Origin of the sequence: Porphyromonas miyakawae, assembly GCF_045865415.1 — a bacterium.
GTDB classification, from domain to species: Bacteria; Bacteroidota; Bacteroidia; order Bacteroidales; family Porphyromonadaceae; genus Porphyromonas; species Porphyromonas miyakawae.
This window is the reverse complement of sequence record NZ_BAAFSF010000001.1, coordinates 777,216-791,945: the sequence shown is the minus strand read 5'-3', so window position 1 is coordinate 791,945 and position 14,730 is coordinate 777,216. Positions and strand designations below refer to the sequence as shown.

10 protein-coding genes are annotated in these 14,730 nt (G+C 43.4%); 6 read left to right on the top strand and 4 right to left on the bottom strand.

Annotation, left to right across the window (positions count from 1 at the left end):
* Positions 1–174 precede the first annotated feature (174 nt).
* From uvrA to ACLWMH_RS03190, 6 genes are all read left to right on the top strand, one after another.
* Positions 175–2,997, top strand: a complete 2,823-nt coding sequence (gene uvrA, locus ACLWMH_RS03215; protein ID WP_411915306.1) for an excinuclease ABC subunit UvrA — start codon at positions 175–177, stop codon at positions 2,995–2,997.
* Entirely contained in the window at positions 2,994–3,578 is a 585-nt protein-coding gene (gene ruvC, locus ACLWMH_RS03210; protein ID WP_411915601.1) for a crossover junction endodeoxyribonuclease RuvC, read from the top strand. Before uvrA ends, ruvC begins: the two co-directional genes overlap by 4 nt.
* A complete protein-coding gene (locus ACLWMH_RS03205) occupies positions 3,575–5,521 on the top strand; it encodes an LptF/LptG family permease (RefSeq protein ID WP_411915305.1) in 1,947 nt (648 codons plus the stop codon). The genes ruvC and ACLWMH_RS03205 overlap by 4 nt, the downstream gene beginning before the upstream one ends.
* A gap of 26 nt (positions 5,522–5,547) precedes the next feature.
* On the top strand, positions 5,548–6,765 hold the full coding sequence (locus ACLWMH_RS03200) for a bifunctional 3,4-dihydroxy-2-butanone-4-phosphate synthase/GTP cyclohydrolase II (protein WP_411915304.1): 1,218 nt from the start codon (positions 5,548–5,550) through the stop codon (positions 6,763–6,765).
* Positions 6,766–6,792: 27 nt separating this feature from the next.
* Entirely contained in the window at positions 6,793–7,584 is a 792-nt protein-coding gene (locus tag ACLWMH_RS03195) for a hypothetical protein (RefSeq protein WP_411915303.1), read from the top strand.
* 369 nt (positions 7,585–7,953) lie between these two features.
* The gene (locus ACLWMH_RS03190; RefSeq protein ID WP_411915302.1) at positions 7,954–10,536 is read left to right on the top strand and encodes a TonB-dependent receptor; all 2,583 of its coding nucleotides are present in this window, start codon (positions 7,954–7,956) and stop codon (positions 10,534–10,536) included.
* Between the two features lie 175 nt (positions 10,537–10,711).
* Here ACLWMH_RS03190 and ACLWMH_RS03185 read toward each other — a convergent pair whose 3' ends face one another.
* The 4 genes from ACLWMH_RS03185 to ACLWMH_RS03170 all read right to left on the bottom strand — a co-directional run bounded on the left by ACLWMH_RS03185 (position 10,712) and on the right by ACLWMH_RS03170 (position 14,721).
* The gene (locus ACLWMH_RS03185; protein WP_411915301.1) at positions 10,712–11,605 is read right to left on the bottom strand and encodes an FKBP-type peptidyl-prolyl cis-trans isomerase; all 894 of its coding nucleotides are present in this window, start codon (positions 11,603–11,605) and stop codon (positions 10,712–10,714) included.
* Positions 11,606–11,616: 11 nt separating this feature from the next.
* Positions 11,617–12,423: an FKBP-type peptidyl-prolyl cis-trans isomerase gene (locus tag ACLWMH_RS03180; RefSeq protein WP_411915300.1), complete on the bottom strand. Its 807-nt coding sequence runs from the start codon at positions 12,421–12,423 to the stop codon at positions 11,617–11,619.
* A 26-nt stretch (positions 12,424–12,449) separates the two neighbouring features.
* The gene (locus tag ACLWMH_RS03175) at positions 12,450–13,046 is read right to left on the bottom strand and encodes an FKBP-type peptidyl-prolyl cis-trans isomerase (RefSeq protein WP_411915299.1); all 597 of its coding nucleotides are present in this window, start codon (positions 13,044–13,046) and stop codon (positions 12,450–12,452) included.
* A 223-nt stretch (positions 13,047–13,269) separates the two neighbouring features.
* The gene (locus tag ACLWMH_RS03170) at positions 13,270–14,721 is read right to left on the bottom strand and encodes a PDZ domain-containing protein (protein WP_411915298.1); all 1,452 of its coding nucleotides are present in this window, start codon (positions 14,719–14,721) and stop codon (positions 13,270–13,272) included.
* Positions 14,722–14,730 lie beyond the last annotated feature (9 nt).

The following is a 14,730-nucleotide window of genomic DNA, read 5'->3' as shown; positions in this document are numbered from 1 at the left end:
CCCAAAAGGTATTGATCTTTCATTTAAAAGATACAGATATTTCAAATGAAAGATCTATATCTTTGACTTGAAAGATATGGATCTTTCGATTGAGGAGATCTAAATGCTGAAATCTTCCTTTACAAAGGTTGCCACATAGGGCATAAGTGACGCGGAAAAGGTATCTTTGCGAAGATGAAGAGAAAAGCTGAAAATAAGAAGACAAACGAGGCTTTGTTCGCTGCAGGAGCCATTTCTGTTCATGGTGCTTCCGTACATAATCTAAAGCATATTGACGTCCGTATACCGCGTCATAAGCTAACTGTTGTAACGGGGCTTAGTGGTAGCGGTAAGTCGAGTCTTGTTTTTGATGTTCTTTTGGCTGAGGGGCAACGTCGCTATATCGAAACGTTCTCGCCCTATGCCCGCACTTTTCTTTCCAGTAATGAGCGTCCAGAAGTGGATGCCATTGATGGCTTAAGTCCTGTTGTTGCCATCGAACAAAAAACGGCCTCTACAAACCCTCGAAGCACCGTAGGTACCATTACAGAGATATGGGACTTTGTAAGGCTACTCTATGCACGCTGTGCAACTCCCTATTCAAGTCAAACGGGCCGAAAGCTGCAACGCTTCAGCGAAGAGGAATTAACCGATCTGATCTTATCTACTTATAGTGGCAAAGCAATTGAGTTAATGGCACCTATCGTAAGGGGGCGAAAGGGACACTATAGAGAATTACTGGATAGGATGCGCCGCAAAGGCTACCTAAATATTTTGGTAGATGGCAAAGTGCAAGAGCTAGTCCCGGGGTTGAAGCTTGATCGATACAGCACACATGATGTATCCGTTGTTATAGACAAGTTCATCGTTGAGGAAACAATGAAGCAGCGCCTTAGCGAAGCCGTTCGCTTATCGGTAAAGGAGGGCGATGGGTTACTACAAGTACGTGAGAGGGAAGATGGGACTGTACGCCTTTTCTCTACGAAGCTCATTGACCTAGAGAGTGGCATTTCTTACGGAGATCCCTCACCGGCTACCTTCTCATTCAATTCTCCACGAGGTTGGTGTCCCCATTGCAAAGGGTTAGGCACGGTGCATCGTTTGGATAAGGATAGACTTATCACGGATAAGGAAACGAGTATTGCCGGAGGTGGAATTCCTTTTCTCCAACAAAAAGAACTCAAGGGTTACATGTCGGAGATTAAGAAAGAACTTGCAAAAGAGAGATTTAGCCTAAATACACCCATTTCAGAGCTTCCCGATGAGCTCGTTGAGCGACTTCTTTGCGGAGAAACGGATGCCGACCCATCCAATGATCTGTTTTTAGGGGCAATGAAATACCTATTTTTTCATGATTTACTCAACGATGGTCTTTCAGTTGACGAATATATGGCTACCGTTCCCTGCCCTGAGTGTGCCGGTAGTCGCCTGAATAAAGAAGCCCTCTCATACCGAATCGGAGAATGGAACATAGCTGATCTCAATGCAATGGACATAGATAAGCTTACTGCCCTACTCCCTGCAATTGAAGAAGCTATCCCCAAACAACTTCACCCCGTAGCAGAAGAAATTATCAAGGAGATACGCGTGCGATTAAATTTCTTGCTCAATGTAGGACTCAATTACCTCACTTTACAACGGACATCTGTTTCGCTAAGTGGCGGAGAAAGCCAACGCATACGCTTAGCCACACAAATAGGCACAGGATTAGTAGAGGTGCTCTACCTGCTAGACGAACCCGGCATAGGATTGCACAAAAGAGACAGTAGGCTACTAATCAATTCATTAAAGAAACTCCGTGACGGCGACAATACAATAGTGGTAGTAGAGCATGACCGCGACACTATGTTAGCAGCTGACTACCTGATTGACCTCGGACCCGGTGCAGGAAGGTTAGGCGGGAAAGTAGTTTTCCAAGGGTCTCCTGAGAATCTCTCTCATGCCAATACAATTACTGCAAACTATCTGAATGGTATAAAGCGTATTGAGATTCCCTCTAAGCGACGTGCCGGGAACGGACACTTGATTACATTGAGTGGAGCAATTGGCAACAACCTCAAAGGCAATACATTAAAGCTTCCTTTAGGGACTTTTATCTGTGTGACCGGAGTATCCGGAAGCGGTAAATCCTCTATCATTAACTCAACGCTTGTACCTGCAATTCGCAAAGCCTTATACAATGCCAAAGAAGAACCGCTACCCTTCAAGAAATTAGATGGAGTAGAGCATATCGACAAGATAGCAGTAGTAGACCAGTCTCCCTTGGGACGTACTTCTCGAAGCAACCCTGCTACCTACACAGGGCTCTTTACTGAGATACGTAAAATCTTTGTGTCTCTACCCGAAAGTAAAGCCCGAGGGTATAAGCCGGGTCGCTTTTCTTTTAATGTAGCAGGGGGACGCTGTGAAGCTTGTAAGGGGAATGGGTATATCAATATCAGCATGAAGTTCTTGCCTGATGTATCTGTACCCTGCAGTGTTTGCCAAGGGAAGCGCTACACCAGAGAAACATTGGAGGTGCGCTACAAGGGAAAATCAATAGCCGATGTGCTGGATATGACTATTAACCAGGCGGCCGAGTTCTTTGAAAATATACCCTCTATTGCGCCTCGATTAGAGCTCATGCGACAAGTTGGGCTTGGGTACATAAAATTAGGACAACCATCCATTACCCTGAGTGGTGGAGAAAGTCAACGGGTCAAGTTGGCAGGCGAACTATCTAAACGAGATACCGGGAAGACACTGTATATCTTAGATGAACCTACTACAGGACTTCACTTTGATGATATAAGGTTACTCTTAAACTTGGTCAATAGCTTGGTAGAGCGCGGCAATACCGTTCTTATCATCGAGCATGATATGGATATAATCAAGTCCGCTGATTGGATCATTGACATGGGGCCGGAAGGAGGAGCCGGAGGCGGAAAGATACTCTTTGAGGGAACTCCGGAAGCACTTTCTCGTAAAAAGACTGGTTATACCGGGTATTATCTAAAAGAAGAGCTTAACAATAAATAGTGGCGGCAGAGCGAATCATACTCGGAGTAGATCCAGGTACTGTAATCATGGGGTATGGGCTTCTTAAGATCAACGGTGCCAAGCCTAATTTTATGGCTATGGGCATCATAGAGCTTGGTAAGCTTACGGATCCTTACTTGCGACTTAAGCGCATTTATGATCGTATTACGGGCATTATTGAGGAGTTTTTACCGGATGAGATGGCTATTGAAGCCCCATTCTTTGGAAAAAACGTACAAAGTATGCTAAAGCTCGGGAGAGCTCAGGGAGTAGCTATCGCAGCAGCTTTGGCTCGCGACTTACCCATCACCGAGTATGCACCTCGTCGAATCAAACAATCCATTACAGGCAGCGGAGATGCGTCTAAGGAGCAGGTTGCAGAAATGTTACAAAGGCTGCTACACATTCCTCAGGATAGCATGCTTCCGGCATTAGATGCAACTGACGGATTGGCTGCGGCTCTTTGCCATTACTATCAAACCTCTAACCCACTTGCATCAGGGAATAGAGTACTTCGTAATTGGAGTGATTTTGTGAAAAACAATCCCAATAGAATAAGAGATCCTTATAAGAAAAGATGAAACGCCTATACCGTTACATGCTTAAGCAGTTTATTCCCCTGCTGCTGATGACTACTTCTATCTGTTGGTTCGTAGTGATCATGCAGTTTCTATGGCGTTATACCAATGATTTTATAGGTAAGGGGATCTCTATTGCCACGCTCCTTGAAGCGCTTATACAAGTGGCTAAGATTAGTTTACCGACGGCTCTTCCCTTAGGTATTCTATTAGCCTCATTAATGACCTTCGGAGGACTTGGAGAGCGATTAGAGCTACTCGCAATCAAGAGTGCCGGAGTTCCACTGCATCGCATCATGCTCCCTCTGATAGGCGTAGTGGCAGCACTAAGCATCGGCCTTTTCGTTTTTCTCAATACCATAATGATGGATGCGCAAGTGCGCTTCTACCAAATAGCCTTCTCGGCAAGATATAAACAACCGGACTTGGAAATTCCCGAAGGTAGCTTTTACAATGGGATTAGCGATTACAGTATTTTTGTACAAAAGAAAAACACGAAAGATCGCTCACTTGCTGGCGTAATGATATACGATCTATCGGAGGGCTTCTCCAATACGCGTATTATAAGAGCTGACTCCGGCAAGCTGGTTATGGACGCCTCCAAAACCTTTCTGAAACTAGATCTATGGCGCGGAGAAAGCTTTCAGCAATTAACTCATGGACTTCAAGAAAGTAACCAGAAGGTTTATTCCCAAGATGTAGCGCGCTCTTACTACAAGGAGCATTTTGCTTATAAACAGATCGTTATCCCATTTGATGCTAATTTTGAACTCCAAAGTGATGAAGGGCTTCGTAATCAATTTGTTGGGAAAAACCTTAGACAACTCACTGCATACATTCAAGATACAGCTCGATACGCATTGGACAGCATTGGCACAAAGAATGCAGATGGGATCATGGAAAGGGTGCTGCAAGACCGGAATAGTAGCCTCTCCTACTCAGCACAGGAGAATAATCAAGAGGGTTTTCTTCTTACAGATGATAACTATAGACTTCTTTCATTAGACAGTATTCTCACTACTCTACCTCCGAACCAAGTTGAAACAGCGATGCAGAATGGCATTGATCAGCTAAAAACTCTGGCACAAGATGCTGAAGGGAAGTTTTATGAATATGACTGGCAAGCCTATTCCTATCGCACCCATGATCAGGAGCGGCATAGAAAGTTCACTTTTCCTGTGGCTTGTCTGCTTTTCTTTTTTATTGGCGCACCATTAGGGGCTATCATAAGAAAAGGTGGTATTGGTACCCCCATGGTGGTATCCGTGCTTATCTTTATCCTATATTACATGGTGGATACTTATGGCTACAAAATGGGATACCATGGTGAGTGGAAGGTGTGGATCGGTATGTGGCTATCTGCTTTTGTTTTACTTCCTTTAGGTGTTTTCCTTACGCTTCAAGCTACTAAAGACTCTGCCACACTGAATCTGGATGCTATCATAGCAAGTATAAAAGGCTTATTCCAGCCGGAAAAGAAAAGAGAAGTATCCAGACGGGAGCTGATTATCATTCACCCCTCTGCACAAATAGCTTTGCAGGAGGTCGCTACTGCACAAAAGGAGCTTGCCAAACTGGCTGCAAACCCATTCTTACATAGAGCCCTTCCTCGACATAACTATTTGATAGAACTCAACCGGCAATTTAGAGTAACCAACGGACAGCTCAACTCTATGATTGACAAGCTAATTGACTTTGATGACCTACACGTATTGAGCTACTTAAGAGAGCTGCCGGCTGAAAGACGTTCGTTTTCTTCACTTATTCCTCGTTCAAAGGTGATCTATTTACTCCTTTTGCCTATTCTTCCCTTCTCTTTGCCCTTTATTCTGTACCTTTACCATCGCAAACGAAAAGAGAACAAACGAAAAGAACTGCTTAGTACCACACTGCAAAAAATAGACACCTACATAAGAGAAGTCTATCAAATTGATAGTCAGGAGTAGTATTACGCAGGTCGTATAAACATATTATGGAAAGAAACAAGCTAAGCACGATTGAAGAGGCTTTAGACGCCTTTAAGGAAGGTAATTTTGTAATTGTTGTAGACGATGAGGATCGTGAGAACGAAGGCGACTTCATCATAGCTGCAGAGAAGATAACACCTGAGAAAGTCAACTTTATGATGCAATATGGTCGTGGAGTACTCTGCACGCCTATCAGCGAAGAAGTTGCTGAGCGATTAGAACTTCCCATGCAGGTAGATGACAATACATCTCTGCACGAAACTCCATTCACCGTGACCGTGGACCTAATTGGCCATGGTTGTACAACAGGAGTATCTATGCATGACAGGGCAATGACGATACGCGCTTTAGCTGATCCAAATACAAAAGCAAGCGATTTAGGTCGCCCGGGACATGTAAATCCGTTACGTGCTCGCTCGCGAGGGGTATTACGTCGTGCCGGACATACTGAGGCTGCAGTTGACTTAGCCCGACTATGCAGTATGCAGCCTGTAGCTGCACTTATTGAGATCATTAATGAAGATGGTACTATGGCGCGTCTACCGCAATTATTTAAGGTTGCCGAAAAGTGGAATCTGCACATCATTTCTATCAAAGACTTGATCGCCTATCGTCTCCGTACAGACAATATTCTTGAAGAAGGTGAGCGCATACACCTTCCGACTCAATATGGAGATTTTGATCTTATTCCATTCCGTCAGAAGAGCAATGGACGCGAACATATCGCACTTATTAAGGGATCCCTTTCACCGGATGAACCTATTTTGGTGCGAGTTCATTCAAGCTGTGCCACGGGAGATATATTTGGCTCGTGCCGCTGTGAATGTGGTGAGCAATTACACTTAGCCATGCAAACCATTGAGAAAGAGGGGAAAGGAGTTGTCATCTATCTAAACCAAGAGGGAAGAGGCATTGGACTGATGGCTAAGATGAAGGCCTATAAGCTACAAGAGGATGGCCTTGATACGGTAGATGCCAACTTACATTTAGGCTATGAGGCAGATGAGCGAGATTATGGAGTTGGTGCTCAGATGCTCCGTAGCATTGGCGTAGGTAAAATGCGCCTTATGACCAACAACCCCGTGAAGCGTATCGGGCTTGAGAGCTATGGACTTGAAATAGCCGAAGTAGTTCCCTTGGAAATTAAGCCAAACCCATACAACGAAACCTACTTACGAACCAAAAAAGAACGTATGGGCCATAAACTGCATAACATAAAATAGAGATAACTAATACTTAGACCAATGAATATGATGAAGAGATTCTTTTATCTTGCAGCTATCTTTGTTACAGTGCTTTGCACTGCTACTGCACAACAAACGTATGACATCCGTCTTAACCTCAATCCTCCCATTAAGGTTCCTCTAAGACAAAATATGAGACAGGATAATTCTGTTTCTTACGGAGGTCAAAACATGAAGTCTGTCAACAACGTAAAGACTGATCTTGTTTTCTCTATCATGGAGAAGAAGGGGGAAAACTACATTATCAATGCGGTAATCAACAAAATTGAAGTTGAGAATGAAGGCATGGGGCAAACCCAAAAAATCTCCTCAGAAGACAGTGAGAATAATTTTAATAAAGCCATTAAAAAGATGACTCACAATGTAGTTAAGGCGGAGATTACCCCATACTTTGAGGTTGTCGGAGAACCTGTTGCAGTGACAGAAGGGGTAGATAATGAGGTTGTAAAAGCAATCATGAAATCTTTTACAGACTTACTCAGCGAGCTATATCATGCCTCTGTAAAGAAGGGAGATTCTTGGACCGTAGAAGATAAGGAAGCCGGTTCTAAGAACGTATATACCCTTACAGATGTAACTGAGCACTCTTATCTGATCAATGCCAAGCTATCCATTGATGGTGACTTCCAAGGAGCTGCTGTAAGTGGTGTTGGCTCTATGAATGTAGAGATTGACCGAGCTACCGGAGTGCCTCTCTATGGTCTTATGACCTTACCACTTAAGGGCAGTGCTATGGCAGAAGGTATGACGATCAATATTGAGACGAATACAACCAGTTCATTTGAATTTGCCCAATAAATATTGATTAGAGGGGAGTCTCTACTTCCTTCTTACCAATACACAACCAGATAATAAAGACCGGCTAATTGATTGATTAGCCGGCCTTTTTATTTCTGCTCCTCATTTATTTCCGATACTCTTTTTACCGTTGATAAAAGGTATTTATCTTTTCCAAAATAGATCTGTATGTTTCTTTTGAAAAATATAGATCTTTCATTTGAAAGGTACAGATGTTTTTTGAGATAGTAAAGATAAGCATGCCGGAATCAAGATAATAGCAACTTAGTATTATATCATAGAAGTAATATACCCACTGACAAGTATTGAAGCGCTCTCTATCTTGCAGTAGTTTTGCAGTCAATTAGTTTATTTGAAATATTAGATACCATGTTGAAAAGAATTACATTACTATTTTTGTTCCTTACTATCTCCCACACGCTACTGACAGCGCAACATAGTAAGAGTCACTTACCCAGTGATGCAAATATCGTTGGACATGTTACCGATGCACACACAGGTGAGCATTTGACCGGAATGACAATTCAAATTAAAGGAACCACCTTCGGTACAACGACTGATGCCACTGGGCACTACTTTCTCAAGCACCTGAAGCCCGGAAAACTAACGCTCATCATGCGCGGAGTGGGTTATCAAAGCCAAGAAAAGGAAGTCAATGTCGAAAAAGATAAAATAAGCGAGGTCAATTTTCAAGCCGTTGAAGACATAATTAGCATGGACGAAGTTGTAGTAACGGCAAACAGACAGGAAACACTTCGTCGTATGGCTCCTACCGTGGTGAGCATTGCGGATGAAAAATTATTCAGTCGTATCAATGCTAATAACCTGATGCAGGGCCTCAGCTTCCAGCCGGGTCTGAGAGTGGAGAATAACTGTCAGAACTGCGGGTTCAATCAAGTTAGAATCAATGGATTAGATGGACGCTATACACAGATACTTATTGATAGCCGGCCCATACTCAGCTCTTTAGCCGGTATATATGGCATGGAGCAGATACCTACCAACATGGTTGAACGAGTAGAAGTGATACGTGGAGGAGGTTCAGCACTGTATGGCTCCTCAGCAATTGGTGGAGTTGTAAACATCATTACGAAAGCTCCTTCCGGCAATAGTTTTACCTTCAAAGAATCCCTTACCTTAACTGGCATGAAGAAGCCTGACAACAACATCAGCTTCAATGCTTCCCTTGTGAGCAGCGACAATCGAATCGGAGCAGTGGTTTTTGGCCAAGCACGAAATCGAAAGCCCTGGGATGCTAATGGGGATAACTATAGCGAATTAGGCTTTCTAAATGCACACTCACTTGGCGCACGTGGGTACATTAAAACTTCAGACTTCTCTCAATTGACAAGTGAATTTCACACTATTCAGGAAGATCGTCGCGGAGGGGATCATATTTTGGAGTGGCCCGACCATGTAGCCGCTGTATCAGAGCATGTACGCCACTCTATTTATAGTGGAAGCGGCAAATATGATCTCTTTTCTAAGGATTACAAGCATAAGTTTCAGATCTACGTATCGGGCCAATCTATCCGAAGAGAGAGCTACTACGGTGGTATCGGAGAGCAAACAGATGCTGATGGGATCCGTTTAGGCGATGTAGGTTACCCTATTCCGCACGAGGCCTGGGGAGAAAACGATGGGCGCAGTAGAGGACTTACAATGAACACAGGGGCTCAATACTCATACGACTTTGACAAGCTTTTGTTCCTACCTGCACAACTACTCGTAGGGGTAGAATACACCTACGATTCCCTAAAAGATGCCATGCCCATACGCCATTGGACACCTGAGCCATCGAGAACAGGAAACAACAGCAAAAATGCAGGCGAAGTACGATCCTTATTCCCTGAGTTAAGACAAAAACTCAACATTTGGAGCCAACTGGCACAAATAGAGTGGAAGAATGATATGTGGTCTATTTTAATGGGGACTCGATTAGATGAGCATTCGCTGGTAAAGAACCCTGTTTTCAGTCCACGTGTCACGCTACGCTACAACCCTACTAACGACATCAACTTACGCTTCTCATATGCAAAGGGATTCCGCGCTCCTCAAATCTATGATGAAGATCTACACGTATCTGTAGTAGGGGGCGACAGCCAAAAGATCATTAATTCTAAAGACTTACATCCTGAGTCGAGTCATTCATTCAATCTTAGTGGGGACTTCTATTTTAGGCATAGAGGGTTCTCTGCAAACCTCCTTGTAGAGGGCTTCTTTAATCGTATCACTGATGTATTTGTTTTACAGGAGCAACCCTCCCAAAATGATGGGATCAAACGCTATATGAGGACAAATGGACTTGGCTGCAAGGTCTTTGGAGTAAATATAGAAGGACGCTTTGCATGGCATTGGTTACAGCTCCAATTAGGAGCCACGGTGGCACAAAATCGCTATGATCAACCGGAAGAATGGGGCGAACATGCCCTCTTCGCTCAAAACGGTATGCCCATCATAGAAGAAGGGAGCATAAAGGTTGAAAAGCTCTCCGAGAAAAGGGTCTTACGCACACCAAATGCATATGGGTACTTTACTTTCAGTGCAGAGCTATTCCATGGTTTCACAATAGCCTTAAATGGGAATTTGACCGGATCTATGTTAGTGCCACACGTTATTGAGTACGGTGCCGGAGCAGCCGAATCAGACCGTTCTGCCGGACATAAGGCTTCCGACTTTGACGCCTACTTTGACGCTCACCAAATAGCTCCGGAAGATAGAGTTGTTCGTATAGATGAGTTAGTAAGTTCACCCTTTTTCTTTGAGTTAGGAGCCAAGCTATCTTATGAATTTGAACTATTTTCCTCCAAAGTACAACTCAATGCAGGAATGACGAATCTATTTAATTCCATGCAGCGGGACTACGATCGCGGAGCATCACGCGATAGTGGATACATATATGGGCCACTCGCACCTCGCTCCTTCTATTGTGGTATTCAATATAACTTCTAAGAGTAAGTCTTGAAAAAAGGACTTAGGGAAGGCAAAATATTCTCTGAGATATTGACAAGTTTGTTTTGCAGTAGCTTTGCTTAGCGAGACCTCTACAAAAGAAAAGCTCCCCTTCGGAAGTACACTTCTCAAAGGGGAGCTTAATTATTTTCGTTTTCTTCTATAAATGCTTCTTTTACTTAGTAGCCTCTACCTTAGCTGCCGGATGTACTTCAAGCAATTCAACTTCAAATATCAAAGTTGAATAAGGAGGAATCATGTTGCCGGCACCACGCTCACCATAAGCTTGGTCTTCCGGTATTACAACTTGTATTTTTTCGCCCTCTTTCATTTGTTGCAACACTTCTGTCCAACCGGGAATAACTCCATTTACAGGGAACTCTGCCGGTTCACCACGTGTATAGGAACTATCAAATGGCTCTTCGGCATCAATCAGACGACCCGAATAGTTTACCTTCACGGTGTCAAGGGGAGTAGGAGTAGCGCCATCTTCCTTACCCGGAGTCAGTACTTTATAGGCAACCCCGCTGGGAAGAGTCTTTACTTCCTTGTCTTTACAGAACTTCTTGATATACTCAGCACCCTTGGTCTTATTTTCACCGTACTTCTTTTCTGTTACGCGCTTGTTGAATTCGTTTATTTCACGATTGTAGTACTCATTGGCTGCGTCTTCACTCCATTTTACCTTCACGGTATCACCTGTAAAGGCCACGGTGAAATACTTTTTGAAAAGTTCATTACTCAAAAAGCTTTCTGCATTGCTTTTACATACGTTCATACCATTTACAAGACCCAAATAGTATGAATACTGTTTCTTGTCTGCCATAGAAAGCCCCTTTTGAAAACCTTCTAAGAACTTAGCTCGGTTAATTGAGTCATCTCCGGCTTGCATGTTCTGCATTTCCATCTGTTGGGCATAGTTAAGACCCTGCATATAGCCGAGAGCCATTGCCATACTATCATTCAGGGGATCAGCTTTAGTGCTGTTTGATCCCTTACCCCCACAAGATGCCAAAGACAGTGTCAAGGCAATACAGGCACTTAGTGCCAAAAAAAATTGTTTTTTCATACGAAATATTTTTATTTTCTATTTTCACTATTTTTTCCTTTTTGATTCTTAGCGGATGCATTAGCAGATATGCTTTCCGCTACAGGGATTGGTGCTCCCTTTATTACCTGCAATAATTCAATCTCAAAAATAAGGGTTGAATAAGGAGGTATCTTTTGTCCCGCTCCACGTGCTCCATAAGCAAGTTGCTCGGGGATGACTAAGCGGGCCTTACTTCCCTGAGGCAACAAGCAGAGTCCTTCTGTCCAACCGGGGATAACCTGTAATGGACTGAACTTAGTCGGCTCACCTCGGTCGTAGGAGCTGTCAAATACCGTGCCGTCAGTGAGCATACCTTTATAGTGTACAACTACTGTATCCTCAACTGTGGGCTTGGGTCCCTTACCTAAGGAAAGGATCTCATATTGCAAACCACTTTCGGTAACATGCACATCTTTGTTTTTGGCGTTTTGTTCCAAATAAGCACGTGATTGCTCTTTTATTTTCTCATTGATGCTTTGCTCCATCGATTTGAAGTACTGCATCACTATATCATTAGCTGCCTTAGCCGTGAGGGTGGTATCCACGCCTCTTACATAGCTACTAAGCCCTTCCAAAAGCACATTCATCTGAATTGTCTCATTACCGGGGAAACGCTTCAGATTCTGTTTCAAGGCATCGCCGAAGGCCACGCCTAAAGCCCGAGAAGCCTCTTCGGCCGTAGGAACTACAGACTGCTCATTTGCACTAAGTGTCGTATCTGCAACCTCTTGCGCAAACGCAGATTTTATCAAGGTCAGGCAGCAGGTTAGGACAATAAAGAACTGTTTAATCCTCATCTTTAATAGTCTGTTATAATACGGTACTACTGATTCTCTTCAATACTCAGTAACTCAATTTCAAAAATAAGGGTCATGTTAGGCCTAATGACACTACCGGCACCGCGCTCGCCATATGCCAGGTGAGAGGGGATCACCACACGCCATTTAGAGCCTACAGGCATCTGCTGTAAAACCTCTGTCCAGCCCGGAATCACAGCATTAACAGGGAAAGAAGCCGGCTTACCCCGCTCGTACGAGCTATCAAAGACAACACCATTGATAAGCGTACCATGGTAATGTACTTCTACGGAGTCTGTTTTCTTGGGTTTAGGACCATTCCCCTCTTTTAGTACTTCATATAAAATACCACTTGGTAAGCTCTTAACGCCATCTTTATGTCGCATAATCTCAGCATACTCCTTGCCGGCTGCAAGGTTGAGCTCTTTTTCTTCATTCTGAATACGATTAAAGAAGGCTTCTGTTACCTCCCTAGCCTCATCGTAACTTATTTGAGGTTGCTTTCCACTGAATACATCGGCTATAGCCTCTGCAAAGTCCTCTGTAACAATACTCTTTATTCCGCTTGCCAAAAAATTATTTGCTATGCTTAAACCCAATGCATAGCTTACTTTATCTGTCATGATAATTCCTACTTATTATTCTTTAAATAAAGCCATTTAACCGCTGCAAATGTAGTAATTTAATGTATAATCTACGTGACTCCATGCATACCCGCGAAGTTGGCGACCATTCTACAATACAAGTACACGAGAAATGTCCACTCTCTCCGACTCAAGAGCAGTCAAAAGCTATTTATCATATTCTGAAACCCTCATTATCTTGCCAAAGGCTTTATCTTCCTGCTTAGTCAAGAGAGTAATACGAAGCATCTCTAACCTCCGGCATTACCGAAACCTGTTTCATGAGACCCTCTTTCGTAACTATATCAAATACGATGGATGTAGGCAACTCATTTCCACTTACATAGGGACGGAAATTAAACAGGTAAGAAAATACCGTTTTGTACTTATTCTTGGCAAACCTTTTGGCAATTGCTTTATTATCACCGGACTTCCAGTAGCGACAATTCTTTAAGCCATACTTATCTGTATAGAGCGTTGACCCATCTCTAAAACGTATCGTTTCCTGAACAAACGAATGGTATGCCTTATTGAGTGCATCTTTAGTATCCATCATCTTGCCGTTGATCGCCGTAATACGATCTCCACTCTTTATCCCGGCACGATCTGCAGGAGAACCGGGAACTACAAAAGCCACGAGACTGATATCTCTTGCGTTATACACAATACCGGTATAGTTGAAACGCCGAGAGACGACACGAATGGCAGGATTAAGATCATAACGTACAAAGGGAAACTGCATCAGCATAATAGGCAACGCATTGCGTGCATATTCGGCAATGGGATACTCTTCCATGATATGTTCTACAGCTTCACAGCTCCAAATCATATGACTTAGATTACGACCATCAAACAGACGAATACCAACCGTAAGTACAGTGGGCGCCGCTTGTTTGTCTGCCCCTACTTCAAGAAGTGGCATAGGAGTTAGGATACCACTCTCGGGTGCCACGCGATAATACTTCTTAGTATCTGAGACAATATCTTTTTTGGATACTTCTTTGTAAAAGGGATTACGCACCAATTGATAATAGGTGTCTATAATGATATCTGCATCGTGCACATCGTAACGCAATCCCTTGCGCTCAAAAGCCTGTTTAATTACGGCTTTGAAAACCTCATCCGTTTCGTTAAGAGCATCACTCTGTGCATCGGCAAAGGCAAAAGCTTGATATGCTTCAAAGGAGGTCTTCCCCTCCCTACCCGTGTCAAAGGGATAAACAACAAGACGCTCAGATGCATCCTCCAAACTATACAAAGAGAAAGCTTTGGAGAGTTGACGCTCATCAATCATATCAACGCCCAAGCAATATCTTGGCAGAATACGCTCTGCACGATGATATGCAAAATTGGATACACAAAGCCTTGTTTCTTCATCTGTCGGATTTGTGAGTGTGCGGATAAAAGCAGCTTCATCCATCTCACTTGTGGCCAATCCGTTGATACTGTCAATGATATCTCCGGGCTTTAATCCGGCTTGAGCTGCAGGAGAGGCAGGTTCCACAGAAAGAATTACCGGACGATTCGCCCCCCAATTCTCATTGTAGCTCAATTGATACTCGAAGCCTATAAAACAATTTGTTCCCAAGTTACTCTGTGCCATAGCTAACAATGCATTTGTTACAAGCATAGTCAGACAGATGGATACGAGCAGACAAAAGTGGTTTCTTCTCATGATATATAT